The 21,069-nt window shown below is 64.2% G+C and carries 19 protein-coding genes and 1 pseudogene; 8 read left to right on the plus strand and 12 right to left on the minus strand.

Features of this window, described 5'->3' with window-relative positions; translation table 11 throughout:
* Positions 1–12: 12 nt before the first annotated feature.
* The 5 genes from GEV37_RS01785 to GEV37_RS01805 form a co-directional block, all read right to left on the minus strand.
* The gene (locus tag GEV37_RS01785) at positions 13–447 is read right to left on the minus strand and encodes a tripartite tricarboxylate transporter TctB family protein (protein WP_227388455.1); all 435 of its coding nucleotides are present in this window, start codon (positions 445–447) and stop codon (positions 13–15) included.
* 71 nt (positions 448–518) lie between these two features.
* A complete protein-coding gene (locus GEV37_RS01790) occupies positions 519–1,574 on the minus strand; it encodes a type 2 periplasmic-binding domain-containing protein (protein WP_227388456.1) in 1,056 nt (351 codons plus the stop codon).
* A 367-nt stretch (positions 1,575–1,941) separates the two neighbouring features.
* Complete coding sequence (locus tag GEV37_RS01795; RefSeq protein WP_227388457.1) at positions 1,942–3,654, minus strand: thiamine pyrophosphate-dependent enzyme; 1,713 nt, start codon at positions 3,652–3,654, stop codon at positions 1,942–1,944.
* Positions 3,655–4,019: 365 nt separating this feature from the next.
* Positions 4,020–4,538, minus strand: coding sequence for a spermidine N1-acetyltransferase (gene speG, locus GEV37_RS01800; protein WP_227388458.1), 519 nt, complete (start codon positions 4,536–4,538; stop codon positions 4,020–4,022).
* Entirely contained in the window at positions 4,507–5,757 is a 1,251-nt protein-coding gene (locus GEV37_RS01805; protein ID WP_227388459.1) for an NAD(P)/FAD-dependent oxidoreductase, read from the minus strand. The genes speG and GEV37_RS01805 overlap by 32 nt, the downstream gene beginning before the upstream one ends.
* 172 nt (positions 5,758–5,929) lie before the next feature.
* Between GEV37_RS01805 and ltaE the strand changes: the two genes are divergently transcribed.
* Positions 5,930–6,934 (plus strand): low-specificity L-threonine aldolase, encoded by a 1,005-nt coding sequence (gene ltaE / locus GEV37_RS01810; protein WP_227388460.1) that lies wholly within the window; start codon positions 5,930–5,932, stop codon positions 6,932–6,934.
* 7 nt (positions 6,935–6,941) lie between these two features.
* On the opposite strand, the gene fhuB is transcribed toward ltaE, so the two are convergent.
* The gene (fhuB, locus tag GEV37_RS01815; RefSeq protein ID WP_227388461.1) at positions 6,942–8,942 is read right to left on the minus strand and encodes a Fe(3+)-hydroxamate ABC transporter permease FhuB; all 2,001 of its coding nucleotides are present in this window, start codon (positions 8,940–8,942) and stop codon (positions 6,942–6,944) included.
* A gap of 174 nt (positions 8,943–9,116) precedes the next feature.
* On the opposite strand from fhuB, the gene GEV37_RS01820 reads away from it, so the two are divergent.
* The 5 genes and pseudogenes from GEV37_RS01820 (at position 9,117) to GEV37_RS01835 (ending at position 12,354) form a co-directional block, all read left to right on the plus strand.
* Positions 9,117–10,043 (plus strand): siderophore-interacting protein, encoded by a 927-nt coding sequence (locus GEV37_RS01820; protein ID WP_227388462.1) that lies wholly within the window; start codon positions 9,117–9,119, stop codon positions 10,041–10,043.
* 29 nt (positions 10,044–10,072) lie between these two features.
* Positions 10,073–10,381: pseudogene (locus GEV37_RS16905) on the plus strand (cytochrome b); the annotation flags it as partial.
* Between the two features lie 130 nt (positions 10,382–10,511).
* Complete coding sequence (locus GEV37_RS16910) at positions 10,512–10,661, plus strand: cytochrome b/b6 domain-containing protein (protein ID WP_264477648.1); 150 nt, start codon at positions 10,512–10,514, stop codon at positions 10,659–10,661.
* Between the two features lie 68 nt (positions 10,662–10,729).
* Positions 10,730–11,497 carry an ATP-binding cassette domain-containing protein gene (locus GEV37_RS01830; RefSeq protein ID WP_227388463.1) on the plus strand — a complete coding sequence of 256 codons (768 nt, stop codon included), beginning with the start codon at positions 10,730–10,732 and terminating at the stop codon, positions 11,495–11,497.
* Positions 11,494–12,354, plus strand: a complete 861-nt coding sequence (locus tag GEV37_RS01835; protein ID WP_227388464.1) for an ABC transporter substrate-binding protein — start codon at positions 11,494–11,496, stop codon at positions 12,352–12,354. The genes GEV37_RS01830 and GEV37_RS01835 overlap by 4 nt, the downstream gene beginning before the upstream one ends.
* Here the strand turns inward: GEV37_RS01835 and GEV37_RS01840 are convergent.
* Positions 12,351–14,516 (minus strand): TonB-dependent receptor, encoded by a 2,166-nt coding sequence (locus GEV37_RS01840; protein WP_227388465.1) that lies wholly within the window; start codon positions 14,514–14,516, stop codon positions 12,351–12,353. The two genes, GEV37_RS01835 and GEV37_RS01840, sit on opposite strands and share 4 nt — an antisense overlap.
* Before the next feature lie 221 nt (positions 14,517–14,737).
* Between GEV37_RS01840 and fhuF the strand changes: the two genes are divergently transcribed.
* Positions 14,738–15,505, plus strand: coding sequence for a siderophore-iron reductase FhuF (gene fhuF / locus GEV37_RS01845; RefSeq protein ID WP_227388466.1), 768 nt, complete (start codon positions 14,738–14,740; stop codon positions 15,503–15,505).
* A gap of 12 nt (positions 15,506–15,517) precedes the next feature.
* On the opposite strand, the gene GEV37_RS01850 is transcribed toward fhuF, so the two are convergent.
* The 3 genes from GEV37_RS01850 to GEV37_RS01860 all read right to left on the minus strand — a co-directional run bounded on the left by GEV37_RS01850 (position 15,518) and on the right by GEV37_RS01860 (position 18,760).
* Positions 15,518–17,179, minus strand: a complete 1,662-nt coding sequence (locus tag GEV37_RS01850; protein ID WP_227388467.1) for a multidrug ABC transporter permease/ATP-binding protein — start codon at positions 17,177–17,179, stop codon at positions 15,518–15,520.
* 99 nt (positions 17,180–17,278) lie between these two features.
* Positions 17,279–17,836, minus strand: a complete 558-nt coding sequence (locus tag GEV37_RS01855) for a cytochrome b (protein WP_227388468.1) — start codon at positions 17,834–17,836, stop codon at positions 17,279–17,281.
* 51 nt (positions 17,837–17,887) lie between these two features.
* A complete protein-coding gene (locus GEV37_RS01860) occupies positions 17,888–18,760 on the minus strand; it encodes a LysR substrate-binding domain-containing protein (protein ID WP_227388469.1) in 873 nt (290 codons plus the stop codon).
* Positions 18,761–18,878: 118 nt separating this feature from the next.
* Here GEV37_RS01860 and GEV37_RS01865 point away from each other — a divergent pair, with 118 nt between their 5' ends.
* The gene (locus tag GEV37_RS01865; protein ID WP_227388470.1) at positions 18,879–19,757 is read left to right on the plus strand and encodes a DMT family transporter; all 879 of its coding nucleotides are present in this window, start codon (positions 18,879–18,881) and stop codon (positions 19,755–19,757) included.
* On the opposite strand, the gene GEV37_RS01870 is transcribed toward GEV37_RS01865, so the two are convergent.
* Together GEV37_RS01870 and GEV37_RS01875 are read right to left on the minus strand one after the other, a co-directional pair.
* Positions 19,740–20,180, minus strand: a complete 441-nt coding sequence (locus GEV37_RS01870; protein ID WP_227388471.1) for an NUDIX domain-containing protein — start codon at positions 20,178–20,180, stop codon at positions 19,740–19,742. The genes GEV37_RS01865 and GEV37_RS01870 overlap by 18 nt on opposite strands.
* 99 nt (positions 20,181–20,279) lie before the next feature.
* Entirely contained in the window at positions 20,280–21,059 is a 780-nt protein-coding gene (locus GEV37_RS01875; protein ID WP_227388472.1) for an RsiV family protein, read from the minus strand.
* Positions 21,060–21,069 lie beyond the last annotated feature (10 nt).

Raw genomic sequence — 21,069 nt, forward strand, 5'->3', positions numbered from 1 at the left:
TACCCGCCTCGGTTACGGCAGTGTGATGGTGAAGAGCTTGGCGAGCACGAACCAGGCAAGGCTTGGCGCGACCACGGCGTTGACGACAACGATGACCAGTGCTTTCTTCGTCCAATCATGCAGGTAAAGCAGCGACATGCAGAGCACGAAGGCCATCGAGACGAACAAGAAGCCGTAGCCCGTGTAGGGAAACAGGTCCCCCACTATCGCCATCAAGGCGAAGTACGCCGGGATCAGGGCCAGGGTGGCGAAAAAGCGCAGGTTGTCCCGGGACTCCGAGACGATAGGCAAGGCACGCTCGCCGCGTTTGACCGCTGCCAGGAAAGGGGCGACCTTGGTGATCAGGATCAAGGCCAGCAAGCCTCCCAGGATCCAGTGCACGAGAGTGGGAAAGAACAGATGTGACGTTTCGAAGTCGATCGAAACGTCAAACAGATCAGACGCCATATCCGCTCCAGAAATAGTGACGTGGCACGCCCTCGTTGCCGCCTGAACACCGGGGCGGGCGTGCCGGACGCTTAGTTGATGTTGTCGATGATCTCTTGATAGCGAGACATCTTTTCCTGGAGGTAATCGGAAGCCTCTTGAGAGGGTTTGAAATCAGGAATGAAGAACGCGCTCAACTGGGCCTCCTGGATATCGCCCTCGGCGTAGATCGCCTCGAGCGCCTCGTCGATCTGATCGACAATGCCCTGATCCATCTCCTTGTTGTAAAGGAAGAAGAACTCCTTATCGAAGGTGAAGTTCTCGTCATCGCCCATGGTGACGGTGACGTTGGGCTCGACGTACTCCAGAAGCTGATCGCGAGTGGTCTGACCCAGCCCCTCTTCCGGTGCCTGCTCGATGGTGTCCTGACGCGCGGTCAACCAGACGAAACGCATCGCTTTCTGGTCGCTTTCGGGCAGGCGGGTATACTGCTCGTTGGCCTGCACGCTACCGTTGATGACATCGGCCTGACCGTCGAAGAGCTGCTGGTTCTTGTCGGACTGGGAGCCGGTGTTGACCGCGACCAGATTGTCCTCCTGGCCCGGATGCTCGATAGCGATCGCGTTCTTGAGCGCACTGAAGCCGATTTCCGACACCCCACCCGGCTGTATGGCAACGCGCACGGTTTCACCGCTGCCCACCGCCTCTATGATGTCATCCAGGCTCTGGTACGGGGAGTCCATGGGCACCAGATAAGCGTTGCCCGGGTTGATGGCGATGGTCGGGCCGATGGTGTATTTCTCAAAGATGTCGTCGTAGCCCTGAACGCCGTACAGATGCCCCAGGTAAGACTGGTCGTGGAAGATCATCAGAGTATTGCCCCGAGAGTCCCGATCCAGCGTGCGAAACGCGGAACTTGCGCCCACGGCGTCGACCTTCATGTTGACACCCAGGTGCTCGGCCAGGCGGTCGACCACGATGCTGGCGTTCTGATAGGTATCGCCACCGGTAGAGGTCGAGCCGATCACGACGCGAACGTTGCCGCGAAGCTGGGCGTCCTGGGCCATGGCGACACTGGAGCCTAGGGTGGCCCCCATCATGGCAGCGGCGACACTGACGTTCATCAGCGTTTTTCTGGATAGCAGCATAAGCTTACCTTTAGCGTTCATTGTGAGTTATAGCCTTTCGGAACGACTTTTCGGCGCGCGACTCGCAAAGACGGCAACCGATTGCTGGCGGTTCGCGTATTACCCTGCTCAGGTATTGGTAATACATCATACATTTAGAGGTTAAGAAGAAGCGCGAGAGCGAGCAAGGTTAAACAGTCAAAACGCGACCAAAGTTCTATACTTGATCAAAGTTAAAGTAGGAAAGCAGGTATTGTTGGTTGAAACGATAAGTTTTTATATGCAGTAATACGTAACAAATACGTTGTACTTATATAAGTAATCATGAAACTATACTGCTCTTGCCTGCTCACCTGTAAAGGCGCTGAGACAAGAGCAGTCGTATCGTCTAACGCTTCAAGAAATTGCTTTTCACCAGATGGACGACCTCATCCATGCGCCCGCTCAGCACCGCCTTGGCGGAATAGAGCGCGGTGGCACCGATCTGGCCGGCCTCCACCTTTGGCGGCATGACCAGCTCCATCGGGTTGGTCATCACGTCCAGAAGCGCAGGCCCCGGCTGGGCGAGCCATTCGGTGATCGCGCTCTCGAGCTCGTCTTCGCGCTCGACGCGTTTGCCCCAAAGCCCTGCAGCGCTGGCCACCTCGCCGAAATCGGGGTTTTCGAGCTCGGTGTAGGCGTCGAGCATGCCCTCCACCTTCTGCTCGAGCTCGACGAAGCTCAGCGACTGGTTGTTGTATACCGCGATCTTGAGCGGGATCTTGCGCTGCACCAAGGTCAGAAGATCACCCATCAGCATCGAGAGCCCGCCGTCGCCGCACAGCGCGATTACCTGGCGCTCCGGGTAGGCGATCTGAATACCCAGCGCCTGGGGGTAGGCGTTGGCCATGGTGCCGTGCTGCAGGCTCGAAAGCGTCTTGCGCTCGGCCCCGGCATGGATATGGCGCAGCATCCAGACGTTGACGCTACCGGTATCGGCGGTAAAAAAGGCATCTTCGTCGCTCAGCCGATCGATGGCGAGCGTCAGCTCCTGGGGATGGATCGTCGTATTGCTCTTCGTGTCGTGGGCGGACTTCTCGAGTGATTTCTTGTAGCGCTTCAGGCACTTCTCGAGCCAGCCGGTGTGCTCGTTGGGCTTGACGGTCTGATGGAACGCCTCGCAGGTTTCGGCGACGCTACCGACGATACCCACGTCCACCGGATAGCGCTTGCCGATCTGGCCGGGATCATGGTCGACCTGGATGATCTTCGCGCCATCCGGGTAGAACTGGGCAAACGCGAAACTGCAGCCCAGCAGCAGCAGCGTGTCGCACTCCGCCACCGCGTGATAGCCGCCCTCGAGCCCATAGACGCCGGTCATGCCGACCTGGTAAGGGTTGTCGTACTCGATGTAGTTCTTGGCCCGTGAGGTCCAGGCAATCGGCGCATTGAGCCTTTCTGCCAGGGCGATCACCTGCTCGCGGGCGTTTTCGCAGCCGGCACCGGCGAAGATCGTGATCTTGCCGCCCTTGTTGAGCTCGCGCACCGCCGGTACCAGCGCCTCGGCGCCGGGGCGAATAGAGTAATCGAAGGTGTGGGCCTGAAAGTCGAGTTTGCTCTGCGGCGTCTGCGTCATGACATCGCCGGGCACCACCAGCACCGCCACGCCACGTTTGGCAAGCGCGGCCTGGGCAGCCATGGCGGCCATGCGCGAGGCCTGCTCCGGGGAGACGATGGTTTCGCAGAACACGCTGCACTGCTTGAAGATGTCGGTCTGATCCACTTCCTGGGGGAACTGGCTGCCGATCTCGCCAAGCGCGATATGGCTTGCGATCAGCACCACCGGGGCATTGTTGCGGTGGGCGTCAAACAGCCCGTTGACGAAGTGCAGGCTGCCCGGCCCGCAGGAGCCCGCGCACAGCGCGAGCTCGCCGGTCATGTACGCCTCACCGCCGGCGGCAAAACCGCCCACCTCCTCGTGGCGCACGCCCACCCACTCGATCTCGCTTTTCCTGAGCGCATCGGTGAAGTGGTTCAGTGAATCTCCTACCACCCCGTAACAGCGCTTGGCGCCGGCATTTTGCAGGGTATGGACCAGAATCTCGGCGACGTTCTTGCTCATGAGCGACTCCCTTCGCAAGCGATGACAGATCATCCAAGCCTAGCTGCTGTCACGGGCCTTGCCGAACTTGATCGCTGCTTCATGCAAAAAAGCGCATGCTGCACCGCAACAAGAAAACAGCTATACTAGGGCGGTTCGTACAGGAGGATATGCGATGACCCAACCCCTAGTCGCGCGTCAACGCGAAGAAGAGGTGTGGTGCTTCTGGGGCCTGCAGGCCCAGTGGCAGCGTCTGGCAGCGGAGCAGTTCGCCGCGCATGTCGGCTGAAACCCACCTCGAATCGATGTACGACGCCACCGAAAGCCAGCGCCCTGCGCTGGCTTTTTCTTGCCCACACGTTCTTGCCCACACGGTGCTTTCAGCGCTAAAGGGCAGCCAAGTATGCCGACTGAAGCACGTACATTCTCTTCACGTCGCGGTACTGGCCGTTGATGAAGAACTCCTCGACCAGGTGCCCCTCCTCGATGAAGCCGCACTCCTTGTAGAGATGCACCGCCTTGATGTTCTCCACGGCGACGATGAGATACACCTTGTGCAGGTTCAATATGGTGAAGGAGTAGTTGAGCGCCTGGTGGATCAGCGAGCGGGCGAAGCCCCGCCCCTGGTGCTCCGGGGCGACGATGATCTGGAACTCGGCGCTACGGTGGATGTAGTCGATCTCGATCAGCTCGACCAGGCCGATGGCGCAGGCATTGGCGTCCTGGGCGACGAAGCGGCGCTCGGCGTTATCGTGGATATGCTTGTTGTAAAGTTCCTCGAGTTCGTCAAAGGATTCATAAGGCTCCTCGAACCAGTAGGACATCACACTCTGGTTGTTGTTGAGTTCGTGAACGAAGCGCAGGTCGCTGCGCTCAAGCGCGCGCAGATACAGTGTCGGGCTCATGGGAGGGCTCGCTCAAGCGGTGAAAGGAGAAGAACTCTGAAAGCTCATGATCGCGCCCTTCGATCAAGGCGCGCAACAGCCCCGCCCCCATCATCGAGTAGGTGATGCCGTTGCCGCCGTAGGCCATGGCGAAGTGGACATGCGGCCCCTGGCTCTCATGAGGGCCGAAGAACGGCAGCCCGTCATCGGTCTCGGCGAAGGTGCCGCCCCAGCTGAAGGTCGGGTTAATGGAAAGCGAAGGCCAAATCGACTCCACCTTGCGGGCAAGCCCGTGGGCCTTGTCCATCACTTGCGCGTCGCGGCGCTTGGGATCGTCATGGTCATCGTCGTCACCGCCCACCAGCAAGCGTCCCTCGTCGGTGGAGCGCATGTAAAGGTAGGGGCGCGCAGACTCCCACACCAGCGTATGGCGAAGCTCGCCGAGCACCTCTGGCGCGAGGGGGTCGGTGACGAAGGCGTAACTGCTGCGATTTTTCGCCACCGGCTCGGGCAGCCACGCCTGGGACTCGTAGCCTGCGGCCATCACCACCTTGCCGGCGCTGATCGTGGCGCCGTTTTTCAGCGTGACGGTCACGCCCGCATCATGGGATTCGATGTCCGCCACCTCGGTGCGATCGAACACCTCGCCGCCGTGCTCGAGCACCCGCTCGAACAGCCGGTAGGCCATGCGGTAAGGGTCGAGGCTTGCCGCGAGCTTCGACAGGATCGCGCAAGGTGCCTCGATCCCGTAGCGCGCCGACAGCGCCTCGCGATCCAGCCACTGCATGTCGAAACCGTGCTTGTCGCGCAGCGCGTACTCGGCCTCGAGAGAGACGGCATCCTCGTCATTGGAGGCGAAATAGAGACTCTCGTGACGCTCGAAGGAGACATCGCCGAGCTCACTGGCCAAGGTCTCGAGCGCGCCGATCGCCTCGGCGCACCCCTGGTAGGCCAGCACGGCGCGGGGCTCGTCGTAGCGCCGGGCGAGCTCCACCAGATGGGTATCGATCTCGTACTGTAAAAGTGCCGTGCTCGCCGCGGAGCTCCCCCAGCCGATGTCGCGGCGCTCCAGTACCACCACGTGATGATCGTGGCGGGCAAGTTCGTCGGCGATCAGCGCGCCGGTGATGCCGCCGCCGATCACCACGACGTCGCACCGGTGGTCGTGGGTCAGCTGAGGAAAGGAGACGAGCAGGCCGTTTTTCACCGCCCAGAACGGATAACCGCTTTTAAGATCCATTTAATTGCCTTCTAAAGGTTGTCCAGAGAGCCGACCCTCCTGTAAACATAGCGGTTCGCCATCATATTGCTCGCCCATCAGACCGGGCCGCCAAGAAACTAAAGAACGTTAAGAAAGAACGTTAAGAAAGTACGTCGAGAAAGTACGTCAAGAAAGCACAGGAGCCCACCCCGTGATCGATTTACGCAGCGACACCGTCACCCGGCCAAGCACCGCCATGCGCGAGGCGATGCTGGCCGCCCCCGTCGGCGACGATGTCTGGGGCGACGACCCTACCGTCAACGCCTTTCAAGACACCCTGGCCGAGCGCGCTGGCAAGGAAGCCGCCCTGCTCTTCCCCAGCGGTACCCAGAGCAACCTGGTGGCCCTGATGGCCCACTGCGAGCGCGGTGACGAGTACATCGTCGGCCAGAACGCCCACACCTATCGTTATGAAGGCGGCGGCGCGGCGGTGCTGGGCAGCATCCAGCCTCAGCCTCTCGAGAACGCGCCGGACGGCTCGCTTCCGCTCGAGAAGATCACTGCCGCCATCAAGGCCGATGATGTCCACTTCGCTCGCACCCGCCTGCTGGCGCTGGAGAACACCATCGGCGGCAAGGTCCTGCCCGAAGAGTACGTGACCCAGGCCGTTGCCCTGGCCCGTCAGCACGGCCTGGCCGCCCACCTCGACGGCGCTCGGCTGTTCAACGCCATGGTGGCCACGAACACTTCTCTGGAGGCGATGTGCCAGCCCTTCGACAGCGTGTCGCTGTGTTTCTCCAAGGGGCTCGGCGCGCCGATCGGCTCGGCCTTGGTGGGCTCGCACGCGCTCATCGACAAGGCGCGCCGCTGGCGCAAGGTGGTCGGCGGCGGCATGCGCCAGGCCGGCATCATCGCCGCGGCCTGCCAGCACGCGCTGGATCACCATGTGGCGGGGCTGGCCGACGATCATCGTCGGGCGGCGCGGCTGGGCGAAGGGCTTTCCGCCCTGCCCGGCCTCGAGGTCACCTCACAGGCCACCAACATGGTGTTCGTACGCGTGGACCAGGCCCACGTGGCACCGCTCGCCCGGTGGCTCGAGGAGCACGAGATCCTGCTCAACCTGGTCGACAACACCCGCTTCGTGGTGCACCGGGACCTCGATGACGCGGACATCGAGCGCGTCATCGAGGTGATGACCGACTACTTCGCGCGCTAGCTCCCGCTTACAGGCGGCGCAGCCCCCACATGAAGTAGGCGCCGCCGATCAACGAAGCGACCAGCCCCGCCGGTATCTCGTAAGGGAAGATCACCTGCCGACCTACCCAGTCCGCCAACACCATCAAGAGCATGCCGATCAGCGCGGCGCCCACGAGATGGTGGCGGGCGCGGGAAAACCCGGCCAGGCGCGCCATGTGCGGCGCCAGCAGGCCGATGAACGAGAGCGGGCCCACTACCAGCGTCGCGCAAGCGGTCAACAGCGCCACCAGCAGGAGCAGCACCAGCCGGGCCCGGTTCAGGGTCACCCCCAGCGCCTGCGCCGTGGGCGCCCCCAAGGGCAGGATGTCGAGCCAGCGGGTGAAAGGCAGAATCAGCACCGTCAAGAACGCTGCGATCGCACCGATCCACAGGGCACTGGTCACGTCCACGTAGTAGGTGGAGCCGGCAAGCCAGGCGATCACCTGCTGACCGCGCGGATCGCCGCCGGCCAGCATCACGTTTCTCACCGCATCGAACAGCGCCGTGATCGCCACCCCGGTCAGCAGCAGCCGCTCCGGCACGAATCCACTCTTGCGATTGATACCGACCAGCACCAGCAGCGTGATCATCGCCCCCAGGGTGCCCATCGCCACCAGCAGGGGCTGGGTGGGGCTGGGCAGCAGGTAGATGCCCAGAATCAGGGCGATGGCGCAGCCGCCGCTGACGCCCAGTACTTCCGGGCTCGCCATGGGGTTGGCGGAAAGTCGCTGCAAGATAGTGCCGGCCATGGCCAGCATGATGCCGCTGGCAGCGGCGGCGAGCACCCGGGGCAGGCGCCACTCGACCACTTCCCACTGGGTGGGAGCCAGCCAGTACCAGCCATCCACCCCTTGCCCCAGCAGCAGCCCAAGAAGCGCAAGGACCACAAGCCCCAGCGAGAGCTTAACCGCCAGGCGTCCAGGCGCTGGATGACGCGTTGCGAACACGCCGGCGCCCTTGGGGGGCTGGCCGCTTGACAGGCGCAGGCGTGGAATCAGCCATAGCAGCAAGGGCGCGCCAAGTGCGCCGGTGATGGCGCCAGTGGGAATGAAGGCGGCGGTCGCGCCAGAGAAGAATTGCAGCAGCTGATCCGTGGTGGCCAGCAGCACCGCCCCCAGAAGCGTGGACCACACCAGCCGCGCGCCGAGTCGGCGAGCGCCGGCCATGCGCACGATATTGGGCGCGGCCAGGCCGATGAATCCGATGATGCCCACCACGCTCACGATGCTGCCGGTCAGAAAGACCGCCAGCCCCATGCCCGCAAAGCGCAGCCCCGACAGCGAGACCCCGAGGCTCTTGGCGCTGGCATCGTCGAGCTCGAGAACCGCCAGCGGGCGCAGCAACCACCAGGCGAGCACCGTGCCGATGGCGAGCCTGGGCGCGAGCATCGCAGCGCCGTCCCAACCGTTCTGGGCAAGCGACCCCGCCCCCCAGATCAAGAGCCCCGCCAGGGTTTCGTGATTGAACAGCAAAAGCGCCGTGGCGAGCGCGCCGAGATACAGATTGACGACCAATCCCGCCAGCACGACAACGATAGGCGAAAGCCCTCGCCGCCAGGAGAGCAGAAACACCAGCCCGACCGCCAGGGCCCCGCCGGCCAGGGCAATCCACTCCCGCCCGATGACCAGCAACCCCGGCGTCAGCACGGTGGCCACCATCAGCGCCAGGTTCGCCCCGGAGGCGACGCCAAGGGTGGTGGGCGAGGCAAGCGGGTTGCGCAGTACCTGCTGCATCAAGACCCCGGCAAGCCCCAGCCCGCCGCCGGCCAGCAGCGCCACCACCAGCCGAGGCCACCAGGCGAAATAGAGCAGCAGTTCCTGGGGGTCAGCGAAGGTCGGGGTGATCAGAACGCTGATGGCATCGATCACGCCGCCCTGGGCCTGAAGGCCGAGTATCACCAGCACTGCCAGCGGCAGGCTGAGCAGTAGACACGCTGTTCCGGGGGAGACGCCCCCTCTTTTCTTAGCCCACGGCGCATTGCCCGGCATAGTCACTACCTTACTGTATCGACCCGCCCAGAGCGCTTGTAGCCTGGCCCGGGCGACTCGCGAAATTGGCCGATCATGTTCATCGACCGCTTTGCTGCCGCGTAGCGGCGGGGTATTTTAAATGATAACCATTAGCACTACAATTGAGCCTTCGATACGACGAGACGCGAAACCATGGCAGGCAAGCAGGCCTATCGGCTTTTCGACATCACGCTGGTCAAGCGCACCCAGGTCAGCGCATCGCTGGTCCGGTTGACCTTCACCGGTCCTCTGGTCCATCAAATGGACACCTACGCCCCGGACCAGCGCATCAAGCTCTTCTTCTCTCGCCCCGGCGCCACCCTGGACGAGCTGCTCGCGCTTGCCGAGCCGTCAGCAAAGGATTGGTACGGCGCCTACCTCGCCCTGCCCGACGCGACAAGGCCGTTCATGCGGACCTATACCATACGCGCCCTGCGTCGGGAGCAAAGCGAGGTCGACGTCGAATTCGTCCTGCACGGCGACAGTGGCCCTGCCTCTCGCTGGGCGATGACCGCGTGCCCCGGCGATCGCCTGGCCATGGTCGCGCCGGTGTTCGGCGCCCCGCCGCCGCATCTCGGGTTCGAATGGAAACCGCCCCGGGGGGTGAAGCGGGTGCTGCTCATCGCCGATGAAACCGCGGTACCCGCGGTGGCGGGTATTCTGGAAGCGCTCGAGCAACAGAGCAACCCGGTGGAGGTCGAGGCCCTGCTCGAAGTGCCCTGCCACGACGACGCCCAAGCGCTCTCCTCCCAGGCGCGGCTTTGCTGGCTGGCCCGAGACACCGGCGCCCGGGATCACGGCGAGCTTCTGCTCGACGCCCTGCGCCAGATCACCCTGCCCTCGGGGATCGCCACCCCGGCGGCGCTGGAAGCCCCAGGCGATATCGACGATCGTGACCCTGGCGACGAGCCCTTCTGGGAGCCCGCCGACGCCGACGATAGCGCCCCCTTCTACGCCTGGATCGCCGCGGAAACCAAGGTCGCCATGCGCCTGCGACGCTACCTGGTCAAGGAGCGCGGCCTTCCCAAACGCTATGTGGCCAGCATGGGCTACTGGCGCCTGGGCAAGGCAAGTACCTGACCCTGCCACTGACAAGAAGATAGCCGCTCATGACCTCCACGCCTCTCGCTGACGCTGGCCTGCCCACTCGATGCCGCCTTCGGGACACGCCCACTGCCTACGGTATCGTCAGCCGGGTTCTGCACTGGGCAACCGCCGCCCTCGTGCTCTTTCAGTTCACCGTGGTGCTGTCCTGGCGTGCTCTGGGGGAAACGCCGTTGACCTTGACGCTTTCCACCCTCGGCCCCCATGGCTCACTGGGCGTGCTGCTGCTGGTCACCAGCGTGTTGCGCGCAGGCTGGGCCTTTTTCAATCGCCACCGGCGCCCGCCGGCCAAGAACGCGCTGGCCCGCATCGTCCATTTGACGCTCTACGGGCTCTTGATCGCGCTGCCCAGCCTCGCCATCCTGCGCCAGTACGGGCGAGGTGGTGCGCTGCGGGTCTATGGCCAGCCTTTGTTCGAAGCCGCCGAGCGTGACATCCCCCTGGATGGTCACGCTGGCCAACGCCTTGCACAGTCCGCTTGCCTGGTTGCTTCTGGTACTGGTGCTGGGTCACGCCGCCATGGCACTGGTCCATCGCATCGGGCTCAAGGATGACACGCTGTCGCGCATGGCCGGCCCCTTGAACCGGCGCTAGCTGTCAAATGATAATTATTCACGATACAATCCCGGCGTCGTACGTCCTCGGGTCACCAGGAGCTCCCCATGTTCGAGGTTAAAGGCGCCACGTTCGCCATCGATGGCAAGCCCCTTCTCCAGCCTATCGAGCACACCTTTCACCAAGGCAAGGTCTACGGGCTGATCGGCCACAACGGTTCCGGCAAGTCGACCCTGATCAAGCTGCTCGCCCAGCAGCAGCCGATCAGTCAGGGGAATATTCACTTCGATCACCGCCCTCTCGATGACTGGGGCAATCGCGAGTTCGCGCGTCAGGTAGCCTACCTGCCCCAGCACCTGCCCGGCGCGGAAAACCTCACCGGGCGCGAACTGGTCGCCTTCGGCCGCTACCCCTGGCACGGGCTTCTGGGCCGGCATACGGTAAAGGACAAGGAAGCGATCGAGCGGGCCATCGCGCTGACCCACACCGAAGCGTTCGCCGACCGACTGGTCGATACCCTCTCCGGGGGCGAGCGCCAGCGGGTGTGGCTGGCCATGCTCCTGGCCCAGGGCAGCCGCTTTCTGCTGCTCGACGAGCCCCTGGCCGCGCTGGACATCGCTCATCAAATGGAGGTGCTCGCGCTCATTCGCAAGCTTTGCGACGAGCTCGACCTGGGCGTGATCATCGTGCTGCACGACATCAACATGGCCTCGCGCTACTGCGACGAGCTGATGGCGCTGCACAGCGGTCGCCTGCTCGCCCACGGGGCGCCCCGGGAAATGATGCGCGACACCACTCTGGAAGCGATCTACGGCCTGCCCATGCAGGTCATGACCCACCCCAACGGGCAACACGCCATCGCCGTTGCCCAATGAGTCGCGCTCGTAGGCCTTGGTGGGCGCTGGCATGGCTTGCCGCCCTCGCCCCGCTTCACGTCACGGCAAACGAGCTCGTGACCCTGGACTGGACCGTCGCCGAAACCCTGACCGCCCTTGGCACTCCGCCCGTGGGGCTGGCGGAGCTTCCCCAGTACCAGCGCTGGACCGGCGCCGAGGCGGTTCCCGACGTCACTCGGGACATCGGCCTTCGGGCCCAACCCAATCGCGAGCTGATCGCCCAGCAGTCCCCGGACCATATCCTGTTATCGCCGCTGTTCATGCGCCTCAGCGACCAGCTAGGTGGCATTGCGCCGGTCACGGGGCTTTCGACCTACGCGCCCGGGGGCTCGCTTTGGCAGCGCCTGGCCCGAACCACGCATACCCTGGCCGCCCTCGGAGGCGACGAGAACGCGGCGAGCGCGCTGATCCAGGATGTGGAAGCGTCCCTGGCACGCCACAGGGCCGCGCTGGGTGAGCAGCCTCCCTTGATCGTGCTGCAGTTCATCGATGCTCGCCACCTGCGCGTCTTCGGCGAGCAGAGCCTGTTCGAGGCAGTGATGGAGCGCATGGGGCTGGTCAATGCCTGGCGCGAACCGACCAATCAGTGGGGATTTTCGACGGTGGCGCTGGAGGAACTTCTGCACCATCCGGAAGCGACCCTGGTGGTGGTCGAGCCGCTACCCGCCAGCCTGCAGGCGGGCTTCTCCGGTAATGCGCTATGGCAGCATCTGCCCGCAGTACGCCAGCAGCGCGTCATCCAGCTGCCGGCGGTGTGGAGCTTCGGCGGTTTTCCATCGGCGGCGCGCTTCGCCGATCTTCTCGGCGACGCGTTGACGGCGTCCGACGCGACCTAGAAGTCGAGCGCAGCAGACAGTTTGAGCGTACGCGGCTCGCCCTGGCTCAGATATCCCCCGGTCGCGGAGGCCCAATAGTTTTCATCCGTGAGGTTCTCGAGGTTGGCCCGCAGGGTCAGCGTGGTCGTATCGAGGTCCGTTGAGTAACGCACCCCCAGATCCCAACGGGTCCAGGGCTCGACCTCGAGCTGGTTGGCCGCATCCAGGTACTGATGGCCGTTGCGTATTGCGCGGCCGCTGAGCGTCCAGCCCGGCGCCTGGGGAATATCCCACTCGCTGCCCACCACGAGACGATAGCCCGGCACCCCGACCGCGTCGTTACCCTCGAAGGCGCCGTCGTCGGTGCGAGTCAGCTCGGGGTCCATCCAGGTGGCGCTGCTCAAAAGCCGCCAGCCGTCCACCGGCTCGCCGTAGACGCTGAGCTCCACGCCGCGATTGCGCTGCTCACCAAAGTAGCCGTAGACACCGCTGTCGGCATCGGTGAAGGCGTTGGGCTGCTCGATGTCGAACAGGCTCAGGCTGCCGCCGATGGTACCGAGGTCGAGCTTGGCGCCGATCTCGTCCTGGCGGGCCTCGATCAGGCCGATGCTCTGACCGGCATTTACCGCCGTGGTGGGTGCCGTCTCTCCGGGCTGGAGCGCCTCGACCCGGTTGGCGTAGAGCGCGAGCGCATCCGTTGCCTTGAACACGAGCCCGTACACCGGTGAGAGCCGGGTATCGCTGAAGCGATTGTCGAAATCACCGTCGTAGTCGAAGTTGGAGACCTCGACGTCCTGATAGCGCGCCCCGAAGGTCAGCAGCAGCCGATCATCGAACACGCCCAGCGTATCCGAGAGCGAGACGCCGTTGTTGCGGGTTCGGCTTCTCAGATTCGGGTCTCCCATGTCTCCCCCGGCGAAGACCGGCTCGCGAAAGGCGATGTCCGCCGGACGATAGAGGTTGGTCGGTAGCGCCGGAGACGCCATGGTGTAGGCGGACCGGGTGGTGCGGTAGGCGCTGGAGTAACCGAGATCCAGCTGATGACTCACGACCCCGGTATCGAAGGCGCCACGCAGGCCGAGCTGGCTGCCCACCCCTTCGGCGCGATAAGGCACGCTCATCTGCCCGACCGTGGCCGAGCCGTCCAGGTCTCTCACCGTGGGCGAGCCATAGATACCGCTCTCCCGGGTGTCGCTGGCGCCCAGGGCGGCGTAGGCGGTCCAGGTATCGGTCACGTCGATCTCCCCGCGCAGCATGACGAAGTTGGTCTCGAGGGAGGTGGTCGCCCAGGAAGGAGCGTAGTTGGTACTGGACGACGGCGCCTTCGGCACGCTGCCTACCCCGGCCCCCACATGAACCACGGACCGGCCGTTTTGAATGTCATGCGCCTGATGACCGATATCCAGCGACGCCCGGCTTCGCTCCCCCCGGTAGTCGAGCCCTACCACCGCCGAGGTGGCGCGGCGCTGCTCGTGGTCGATGGCGCTGTCTCCCCGGCCACGCTCGACACTCGCGCGCAGACCGAACTGGTGGTCGTCGCCGAAGCGCTGCCCGAGATCCACACCGCTTTGCACATAGCCGTTATCGGTGATGGAGGTCGTCAAGCGGGTGAGCGGTTCATCCGCAGCGCGCTTGGGCTCGATGTTGATCGCGCCGCCGATGCCCGACCCGCTGGGCGAGACGCCGTTGGCGAAGGCGTTGGCCCCCTTGAACAGCTCCACGCGCTCGGCGATGTTGGTCGCCACGATCTGGCGCGGCAACACGCCGTAAAGCCCCCCGTAGGCGATATCGTCGCCATCGAGCTCGAACCCGCGGATCTGAAACTTCTCGGCGAAGTTGCCGTAGCCGAAGCCGCTTTGTACCGAGGCATCGTTGGTGAGCACCTCCCCGAGGGTGCGGGCCTGCTGGTTGTCGATCAATGTCGAGGTGAAGCCGATCACGTTGAAGGGCACGTCCATCGCCTGACGTTGCCCCCAGGTACCGACCCGCGCGCCGGCGGCCACCTGCCCTCCGGCAAAGGCCGGGGCCAGGGTATCGCCCTGGGCTACGGCCTCGCCGATGACGGTCACGGTATCGAGCGTGGCTTCACCTTCCGGCGCTTGTGCATAGGCCGTGGCCGGCAGCATCGAGGCGCCGAGCAGCGCAAGGGTGAGAGAGCATCCACAGGAGAAAGGCAGCGACATGAAAATTCCTTGTTCGATGACCGCCTTGATACCGGAGGGAGAACCGTGTCTTGGGCGGAGGGGTCTGATATGCGAGGCACAGGGTCCCGCATACTACATCAAAAAAGAATCATTTTCATTTAAAACATGAACCTATTTATCGCCAAAAGCCTATTTTACTGATATGCATTATCGTTTACACTTTCAATTCGCCCCTTTCGTGTCAGATCCTGGAGCTTGCCATGTCTCTTGCGGTAGAACGAACGACGACCCCTTCGTCGCTTGCGGACTGCTATCAAGGCGCCTTGGTTCTGTTCACCCCGCCGTTGATCGGCGGCACTCCTCCCGTCGGGGCGATCAAGGCATCCCGCTGGCGAAACCCGGCGCTGCTCGAGCAGGACATGCAGCGCTACGCTGCCCGTTACCCCGGGGGCGACAAGCGCGCCATTGCTTCACTTTGGTCGAAATGGCACTTCATTGCGCTCACCGTACCGACCCTGGCCGCTCACCTGCTGCTCGACCGGGACCTGCCGGTGGCTCTGGACGACGTGTACGTCCTCTTCAACGACGACGGCTGCACGCGCCAGCTCTGGCTGCCTGAAGAGGGCACGCACCTGCATGGCCAGAGTACCCACAAGCGCTTCGCCAAGTTGATCGAGCACCACTGGGCCCCGCTGATCGAGCGCCTGGCCGCTCTTTCCGGCGTCGCACCCCGGGTATTCTGGAGCAATGCCGGCGGCTATCTGCATTACTACGTCAACGAACTGGCCGGGCATCCGGACGTGAATCCGGGCGCGCTTCAGGCCGCCCGGGCCCTGCTGGAATCTCGGGAACTGGGCGGTAAACGCAATCCGCTGTTCGAGCCGGTGCGCACCTATACCCCGAAGGGCAGTGACGAAGTGAAACGGGTACGCAAGCTTTGCTGCCTGCGCTATCTGCTGGACGAGTTCAGCGTTTGCAGCAACTGTCCTCTGGAAGGGTGCGACCGACAAGCACGCCGGTCGCGTTGAGCCACCGGCCCCTTAATCCTGGGCGCTGATCTGTGCCACTGCGTCTTCACTTGCCCGCTCGCGCTGGGCGCCGGTCAGCTCCTTGAGCTGGCCTTTCGACATTTCGAGCAGCCGGTCGGCGTGCACGAAGTAGCCATCGTCGTGGCTGATCGCGAACACCGTCTTGCCCATGTCGCGTAAAAGCGGCAGCAGCTCCCGGTAGAACAGCCGGCGAAACTGCGGGTCCTGGTCCGCGGCCCACTCGTCCAGCATCAGGATGTCCCGCTCCTCGCAGATTGCCAGCAACAGCGCCAGGCGCTTGCGCTGGCCTTGGGACAGCTGGGTATTGATCACCCGCTCCCCTTCCCACTGAAGCTTTTGCGTCATGTGCAGCCGCTCGAGCCAGGTATCCACCAAGGCCGGGTTTGCCGGTGCGCCCCCGGGGCCCATGGCGGTATCGAACTGATGAAAATCCGTGAACACGCTGGCAAAGCGTGCGCGAAAGCTTTTCCACTGCGCCGGGGTCAAGGGGTGGCCGTCGACCTTGATCTGGCCGCTCTGGGGCTGATAGAGCCCCGTGAGCAGCCGCGCCAGGGTGGACTTGCCGCTGCCGTTGCCGCCGATCAAGAAGACCTGTTCGCCGCGTTCGAGCACCAGATCCACCGGCCCGACCTGAAAGCCCTCCTGCGCGCCGCTCGCGGGGTAGTGATAGCTCACCCCGACGAGTTCGAGGCGCTGCCAGCCGGCAAAGGCGTCATCGACCTCAAAACCCGGCTCGAACGCCGCAAGCTCGAGGCTTGCCAGCTTGTCGAAGGCGACCTGGGCGCTGATCAATGTTGGCCAGGCGCCGATCGCCTGGATCAGCGGCGTGCGCAGAAACAGCAGCGCCAGCGCGAACGTCGTGGCCACTGCCGGGCTCGCCCAGCCAAGTCCGTTGGCCATGAAGAACACCACCCCGATCGCCCCCAGCATCATGATGTTCGACCAGTTGCCGGCACTCAGGTGGTAGGAGTCGGCGCGAATGATGTGATGGCGATACGCCCGGGCGTTCTTGGTGAAGCTCTCGTCGAAAAAGCGCCGTGCCCGGTCCCGGTTGAGGGCGAGCTCCTTGCGGCCTTCGATGGCGGACTGAAAATCCTTGTAAAGATGATCTTCGCTTGCCCGCACCAGATGAAAGTGACGGTACACCCTCGAGATCAGCACCCAGCCCACGGTCATGGTGCTGGCGATCCAGACCACGGTCACCGCGACCATAGAGGGGGAAAGCCAGGCCAGATAGGCGATGGATGCCAGGGTCAGCACCGCCCCCTGCACGAGCTCGGGCAGGCGCACGAACCCGACGGTGATGTTGCGCACGTCGCTTGAAAGGCTCGCCAGAAGCGTTGCATTGCCCAGCCGCTCCAGACGCTCGATATCCGTGTCCAGGATGCGCTTGACGAGCCTGGCGCGCAGATCGAAGACGAAATGATGGCCCAGCAGCGTGAGCGACACCTGGGTGGCGAGCGTCACCGCCAGCAGCACCGCGAGCAGGCCGAGAAACTGGGGAAGCGCCGAGAGCGGGCTACCCACCTCTATCAAGCGCTGGTTGATGAAGGCGATCACCCCCACCCCGAGCCCGGCGCTGACAAGACTCAGCAGGATGGCCCCCAGAAAAGGCCAGCGGTAGTGCGTAAAGACCACCCGCAACAGTTCCATGCTCCACTCCCTATCGACTTAGGCGGCGAATTGTGACGCACTCACCGCCCAAGTCAATAAAGAGAGTGATTTGCATTCAGACCGTGGCTCGGGGCGCTGTCAGTCGAACAGGCTCATGCGGGTCATGACGCCATCACGCTTGATACGCCAGTGATAGAGTGCGCCGAGCAGGTGCAGTACCAGAAGCACGACGATCGCCCAGCCCAGAAAACCGTGCCAGGCGAACAATGTGCTCGAGAGCTCGGGATGCCGACCCACGAGCCCCGGCAGATGCCAGACGAAAAACTCGACCGGATAGCCGCCGGTGGCGGTGGCCGCCCAGCCGAGCAGCGGCATCAATACCAGCGCAAGATAGAGCAGATGATGAACGCTGGTACTGAGGATACGCTCGAAGAGGTTCAGGGGCGGATCGTGATCCGGCACCACGAAGGCCAGGCGCGTGAGGATGCGCAGCGTCATCAGCAAAAGGATCAGTACGCCCATCGTCTTGTGAGTGGTGTACATCACGTTGGTCGTCGCGCTCCCTACCATCTCGGCGGTGCGCTCGAACCCCAGGGTGCCCAGCGTGAGGCCCGTGGCCAACGAGACGAGCACCGCGCCCGCCACCAGCCAGTGCAGAACCCGGTGGGGGTAGATGTAGTGGTCCAGCTCGTGCATCGATCGCTCCTAACGCCCTGCTGCGTTGTGAATTTTACCCGTCCATTCACCTTATAACGCTTCGCCGATCGCCGCTAGCTGTTCGCGAATCAATTCCCCCAGCCGGCGCGCGGGTTCGGTGGGCCGATGCGGTGCCCGATGCAGCGCCAGCTCGATCGTGGGCAGCGCCGGCAGCCCGCTCGATTCATCCAGCGGGCGCAGCGACGGCGTCAACATGCTGCGCGTGACCACCACCACCGCCAGCCCAGCGGTCACGATGGGTGCAAGCCCCGCCATCGACTGGCTGGTGTAGGCTACGCGCCAGTCGCGCCCCGCCGCCTGCAGCGCCTGCTCCGCCACCTCGCGAAACACGTCCGCCCCGGGCGAATAGAGAGCCAGGGGAATGGGGTCGCTCAAAAGCGGCTGCTGATTGATGCCCACCGCCCAGAGCAGCGGCTCGCGTCGGATCACGTCGCCGCCGGGTGAGTTGCGCTGGCGGGTGACCAGCGCCAGATCGATCTCGGCGGCCTTGACCTGCTCGACCAGGTGCGCGCTGGTGCCGCAGATCACGGTCAGCCCCACCGCCGGGTAGAGCTGGTGGAAGTAGGCGAACACCGACGGCAAGAGCGAGGCGTAGTCCTCGGGGATGCCCAGTACCAGATCGCCGGTGACCTGGCGCGCCTGCATGTCGCTGAAGGCTTCATCGTTGAGGGCGAGCAACCGCCGGGCGTGAGCCAGCAACCGTTCGCCTTCCGGGGTGAAGCGCAGCCGCCGCCCCTCGCGTTCGTGCAGGCTCAACTCGAGCTGCGCTTCCAGGCGTTGAAGCTGCATGCTGACCGTGGACTGGGTATAGGCCAGCCGCTTGGCAGCCGCGGTGACGCTGCCGGTATCGGCGATGGCCACGAGCGTGCGCAGCAGGGTCAGGTCGAAGGTCGGCGCGCGCATATATCACCAATGTTGATAGGTTACATCACAAAAGATCAATATCGTGATGAGTACTTTCTGAGTATGCTTGGCATCACTCACACAAAGCAAGGTTCGCTTTTATAGAAGGAGAGGTGTCATGCATCCCGTTCACTCCCCGTTGGTGTCATCGCGTTGGTACAGTGTGGGCGCTGCGCTGGTGGCGGTGATGTTATGGAGCGCAGCGCCGCTTTTGGCCGAGATGGCGCACACCTCGACGCCCCTGCAACTGACCGCCTTGACCCTTCTGGCCGGGGCGCTGGCCACCCTGCCGCTGAGCCGGCGTACCGGCGTCGAGCGCTTGAGCCGGGGCTGGCAGTTCAGCATCTGGCTGGGCGTGCCGCTTTTGATCTTCGGCGCGGTGAGCAGCTACTTCATCGGCATGCGTCTGGCCCCCGCCGCAGAAGCGGCGCTCATCACCTATACCTGGCCGGTGCTGTTCGTGCTGCTGAGCCAGTACAGCCGCTTTCGCCGGCTGCGCATCGAGGGGGTGATCGGCGCGCTGATCGCCTTCGCCGGCGCATCGCTTCTGATGCTGCCCCAGGCACTTTCCGGCGGTTTCAGCGGTGAAATGATCGGTTACGGGATTGCCCTTCTCTCGGCGTGCTGCTGGGCGCTCTACTCCTGGTTCGGCCAGACCGCGCCGGTCGCCCTTACCCCGCTGCTGCCGCGCCTTCTGCTGATTGCCTGCGCCGTGGCGACCGGCGCGAGCCTCGTGCTCGAACCAAGTCTTGAACTTCCCAGCGGCAACGCACTGATGGCCGGTATCGCGCTGGGCCTAGGGCCCTACGGTATCGCCATGGTGGCCTGGGACAAGGCGCTGCGCTTTGGCCCGTCGAGCCTGGTGGGCAGCCTCGCCTACGGCGTGCCGATCCTGGCCGGGCTGCTGCTGGTGCTGGCGGGCATGAGCGTACTCGACTGGCGCCTGCCCACCGCGGCGATCCTGGTGGTCGTGGGCTGCCTAAAGGCGGGCCGCTGATGACGGCGTGTGACCGTCACTGGCGATCACACGCTCCAGAAGCTCCGGCAGCCAGGCTGGCTTGAGCTGCCCGACCGGCGCCTTGCGAAGCTCGTCGAGCGACCACCACCGCCCCGGCATCTCGCGTCGCGCCTGGCTTGCCGGGTCGTGGCGCACCAGAAAGTAACGCTCGCGCCATCGCCCGGGCAGCTGCTCGCCGGGCACCTCGCACTCGTGCAGCAGCGGGCCAAGCGGCCCCGCAAGGCCGGTGGAGGCTTCGAGTGTGCGCCGGGCGGCCTCGCCAAACCCCTCCTCCAGGCACAGTTCGCCCCCGGCGGGTCGCCAGGGGGCGGAGGCATTCGGGTGATGAATCAGCAGCAGGCGATGGTCGGCGCTGACCACGAAAAGCTGTGCCCATTGGCGCGTGTTGTTATCGGTATCCATAGACGTCCCACTCCTTGAAGAGCGGCAGCACCGGGCGAAGGCGCTGCCTTTGGCGTGCTCGCGGCTTGCGCCGCCTTCAAAGCGTAGACGTCGATCCCCTTACCGCGCCACGAAACGTGGCTTGGCGATGCCGTTCAAGGCCTGCCGGGGAATCGTCAGGACCGGCTGGCCCTCGGCGTAGGGCGCGATGTCGTAGACGTCGTACTTCACCTGCCAACCCTCTTCCATGGGAGCGATGTTGTCGCTCGGGGTGAACGGCCAGTTGGCGGCGAAGCCCGCCTCTCTGTCCGACTCGCGCGACCAGCGCTGGTGCGCCTCGCGAAGCGCGGCCTGGAAATCGCCTTCGCGCCCCGGGGTGATCATCTCGCCGGGCTCGACGATGCGCGCCTCGCGCTCGTCGATGACCAGATAGCGCGTTGCCGGCAGGCCGTGTGCCTGGCCCGAGAAGTAGGTGTAGCTGTTGAGTTCGAGCACCAGCAGATCGTCGTGACGGGAAACCACGTCCGCCTCGAGCACGGCGCTGCTCGCGCCCGCCTGGGGCGAGGATACCCCGCTTTCCCGGGCCTGGGCGAAGAAGTCATTGGCGAAGCGCTCCCAGGTGACGCGCCTCGCTTCCACACCTTCATCGCCTCCATCCAGCCCCGCCAGGGCAACGAGCCGGGCGCGCAGCTCGCGGGTCAGCGCCTCGGACGTGGGAAACTCGAGCGACGACACGCGCACGTCATCGCACTGTTCGTCCTGGCAGCCGGGCGCGACGAAGTACTTCTCCTCAGCCAGCGTCACCATGGCGTAGGGTTCGACGGGCCGGCTTTCCATGCTATGGCAGCCCGCCAGCATGATGGCCACCACGCCCAGGGCACTCGCTTGAATGGGTTGCATAACGCCTCCT

Source organism: Vreelandella malpeensis (assembly GCF_020622355.1).
GTDB lineage: Bacteria > Pseudomonadota > Gammaproteobacteria > Pseudomonadales > Halomonadaceae > Vreelandella > Vreelandella malpeensis.